This window comes from Parasediminibacterium schistidii (genome assembly GCF_046546515.1).
GTDB lineage: Bacteria > Bacteroidota > Bacteroidia > Chitinophagales > Chitinophagaceae > Parasediminibacterium.
The window spans coordinates 1-2,894 of the sequence record NZ_JBKHKJ010000077.1 but is presented as its reverse complement, the minus strand read 5'-3'; the positions used below and the strand labels follow the sequence as shown (position 1 = coordinate 2,894).

The window sequence follows — 2,894 nt, the reverse complement described above, 5'->3', positions numbered from 1 at the left end:
TATAACCTGTTTGCTGCTTCACCAATTATTTCCAGCTCTCGTTCTACCGCTCTTCTTTTGGTTTTGTTGGAGAGGTATTCGCTAAAAACCCTTCTTTGTTCAAGGTGTTCGTCTATTGCAACGATAGATTCTTTGATGTCAGTCAATAATTTTTTTTCTTCCCTGCTTGGCATCATAGCAATTGGATTTTGCTTTCATTAATACTTTCTATCAAGTATGGGTTTTGTAATGTTTTTTCTGCTACTAAATCTACCCGTTTATTCAATAAGCTTTCAAGCGAATGTGCCAAAGAGAAATAGTTGTTGGCATAGGTTTCGTAGTCTAAGTTGGCAGGAAAGCTAAACAAGAAGTCAATATCACTTTTTTCTGTTGCGGTATCTTTAGCGGCACTGCCAAATAAATAGGCACTTTCTGCACCATAGTGCAAAAAAAGTTTCTTTATTTCCTCTAAATGTTGCGCCACTATTTTTTCCATGGTATTTTTCCAACCTCCTTTTAAGTAATAAAAATATTGAATTTTATTAACACAAAAAGAAACTAACCGTTTTATATACTTCAAATGAGCCATTTTTAAACGTGCGTACAAAGCGAAGTTGTTTGCCATCACCGCTTCTTTCAACGCTGCAAATGATGTTATTGGTCTTACAACTTTTTTACGAATTTATTCAACTTTCACTTCGAATTCGTTTTCATAAGGCTTGTCTAACACAAAATATCCCATACGATTTACAAAATGGAATCCACTTGCATAATACATATTGGGAATGGTTTCTGTTATTTCAACCCCTGAGCTATCAATAAAAGTTTCTTCCAGTTCTTCATCGCCTTCAATGATAGTTAAAACACGACTATTTTTACTCATTTCATATACATAATCGAGTTCAATTCCATAAGTTTCAAACAGACAGCCATCAAATGATGCGTTATTGTCAAACTGATTTTTTTGACGTTTGAATTTCTTATGAAATTCGTCTTCCGTTAAGTTTTCAATCTTTGTAGTTTCCATTATACTGCTTTTTCAAAATTCTTAAACCAATCTTCATCAACCTTGACGATTTCTTTTAATTCTACTTTTAAGCCAAGGTTTAATTCTTTCAATTTTTCGGCTAATTTGTCGCCATCCATTAAATCAATAGTTGGTGCACCATCTCTGGTTGCTTCGGCAATTGCATCCCTAGTAAAAGATGCAGTTGTAATAAATAACCCTTTATCAGTTCTTCCAACCATGGCACCTCTAAAATCTCTAATGTCTTTTGAACCGACTTTTGAAGTGGCTTTATATCTTTTGCATTGAAAAATAATATGGAAACTCAATATGCCATTAATTCTTGCTATCCCTCTACCATCAATTCCTCCATCACCTGACCTACCAGTAACTTCAACTTGTGTAAATCCCTTTTCTCTTAAAAGTCTTTGAATTAATCTTTCAAAAGCTGCAGGCGACAAATACTCTGTTATTACATCTATCACTCTTTCTTTCCAATTTTCATCTTCATTTACCTCAGCACTTACTTGAAATTCAAGTTGATTATCCATTTTTAGTTTAAGCAAAGAAAAATCAGCACTTGCATTAATTGACCAAACTCCCCTCTGAGAATTCTCTAATAAACCTTGACTTTTTAGCATTGTTCTTACCCATGCCATTTCATATTCAAATTCAGTTTGATTTGTATTCTTATGCGGTAATGTTAGCAAATCCTCTGAAATTTTAAGGATTTCAATTACCTTGTTATTTATTTCATCATTACTGCCCGAGCCGCCTAGCACTTGAATGGCTTGCATTACAGGTTTAAAAAAGTATTCTCTTTTTGGGAATTCAGCCATTATTATTAATTTCCTAATTAATTATCAATAAAAATAATGATTTGAAGGATACAATAAAACAATCATTTTGCAAATATTAATTAGATTGATGAAGCAATAAAATAGAATACTTACGTAGTAAAAATTTTAGATTATGGATGTGGATATAAATGCGTTGCTGGCATTGCCGCAAAAAGATAAGAGAAGGATTGCTGAAAAGTTGTGGGATAGCTTACTTCCCAACAATTCTATCGTAAAAGAAGACATTGAGACCATTAACTTATTGGAGAATAAGGTGGGCTGATATACAAGCGGGCAAAACAATGGTACACTCGCCATTAGAAATGTGGGCATATATTGATAAGCATAGGAAACACAATAAACAGCCTTCTTAATACCCCTAAAACAAAAAACGGCTAATCCAATTAAAATTTAATCAACCGTTCTACATTTATAAGAAACGAAATATTATCCGACTGCCTTGCTAGACATGCTCTTCGAGGTTTTCTTGCGCTCGTCTTCTTTTAGCAATACTTTGTTGATGCTTTTTTTGGATAACACACTTTAAATATGAGCATATCTATTTACCTTTAATGAAAATACAGGGGCTATGTTGTATAATGAAAATACTGCCACTTCACTAAATGAACAGCAAGTAATGATGTTGCGATTGTTTAAAAAACCATTGCCGCAGGAAGATTTTATGCAAATGCAGCAGTTGGCCGTGAAACTACTAGCAAAACAATTGGATGAAAAAGTGGATGAGTGGGAAACAGAAAATGGCATTGCCCTTGAAAAATTGGATGTGAAGCATTTTCGTTCGTCCATAAAAAACTAAATACCGACAGTTTAAATAGGGGTTTTTACAAAGGAACGTTGTCAAAATAACTTTACCCATTTAGACCTGGCAGGTTTCAAAAAATCTGACAGGTCTTGCAGGTATCCCTTACAGAATGGGGAAAGTTATTTCGGAAACATTACAAAGCTATTACACAAGGTTCACTAAGGCTTTAAAAAAGGAAAAACGTTTCACTTAAAGGGCACAATGCAATTATTACAGAACCATTGCTGTAATAAAATGCTATTTGAAT

6 protein-coding genes are annotated in these 2,894 nt (G+C 33.8%); 2 read left to right on the top strand and 4 right to left on the bottom strand.

Annotated elements, in window-relative coordinates:
• The 4 genes from ACHFIY_RS19200 to ACHFIY_RS19185 form a co-directional block, all read right to left on the bottom strand.
• The coding region (locus ACHFIY_RS19200; protein WP_410847748.1) for a HepT-like ribonuclease domain-containing protein at window positions 1–173 on the bottom strand (173 nt) is incomplete at its 3' end.
• Entirely contained in the window at window positions 173–475 is a 303-nt protein-coding gene (locus ACHFIY_RS19195; RefSeq protein ID WP_410847747.1) for a nucleotidyltransferase family protein, read from the bottom strand. The genes ACHFIY_RS19195 and ACHFIY_RS19200, both read right to left, overlap by 1 nt.
• Window positions 476–661: 186 nt before the next feature.
• Window positions 662–1,006 carry a hypothetical protein gene (locus ACHFIY_RS19190; RefSeq protein ID WP_410847746.1) on the bottom strand — a complete coding sequence of 115 codons (345 nt, stop codon included), beginning with the start codon at window positions 1,004–1,006 and terminating at the stop codon, window positions 662–664.
• Window positions 1,006–1,824 (bottom strand): restriction endonuclease, encoded by an 819-nt coding sequence (locus tag ACHFIY_RS19185; RefSeq protein WP_410847745.1) that lies wholly within the window; start codon window positions 1,822–1,824, stop codon window positions 1,006–1,008. Before ACHFIY_RS19185 ends, ACHFIY_RS19190 begins: the two co-directional genes overlap by 1 nt.
• A 133-nt stretch (window positions 1,825–1,957) precedes the next feature.
• Here ACHFIY_RS19185 and ACHFIY_RS19180 point away from each other — a divergent pair, with 133 nt between their 5' ends.
• Together ACHFIY_RS19180 and ACHFIY_RS19175 are read left to right on the top strand one after the other, a co-directional pair.
• Window positions 1,958–2,107: a hypothetical protein gene (locus tag ACHFIY_RS19180; protein ID WP_410847744.1), complete on the top strand. Its 150-nt coding sequence runs from the start codon at window positions 1,958–1,960 to the stop codon at window positions 2,105–2,107.
• Between the two features lie 306 nt (window positions 2,108–2,413).
• Window positions 2,414–2,641 (top strand): DUF8507 family protein, encoded by a 228-nt coding sequence (locus ACHFIY_RS19175; protein ID WP_410847743.1) that lies wholly within the window; start codon window positions 2,414–2,416, stop codon window positions 2,639–2,641.
• Window positions 2,642–2,894 lie beyond the last annotated feature (253 nt).

Coding starts and splice junctions, on each gene's coding strand:
- ACHFIY_RS19195 (WP_410847747.1), bottom strand. CDS start 475: ATGGAAAAAATAGTGGCGCAACATTTAGAGGAAATAAAGAAACTTTTT.
- ACHFIY_RS19190 (WP_410847746.1), bottom strand. CDS start 1,006: ATGGAAACTACAAAGATTGAAAACTTAACGGAAGACGAATTTCATAAG.
- ACHFIY_RS19185 (WP_410847745.1), bottom strand. CDS start 1,824: ATGGCTGAATTCCCAAAAAGAGAATACTTTTTTAAACCTGTAATGCAA.
- ACHFIY_RS19175 (WP_410847743.1), top strand. CDS start 2,414: ATGTTGTATAATGAAAATACTGCCACTTCACTAAATGAACAGCAAGTA.
- ACHFIY_RS19180 (WP_410847744.1), top strand. CDS start 1,958: ATGGATGTGGATATAAATGCGTTGCTGGCATTGCCGCAAAAAGATAAG.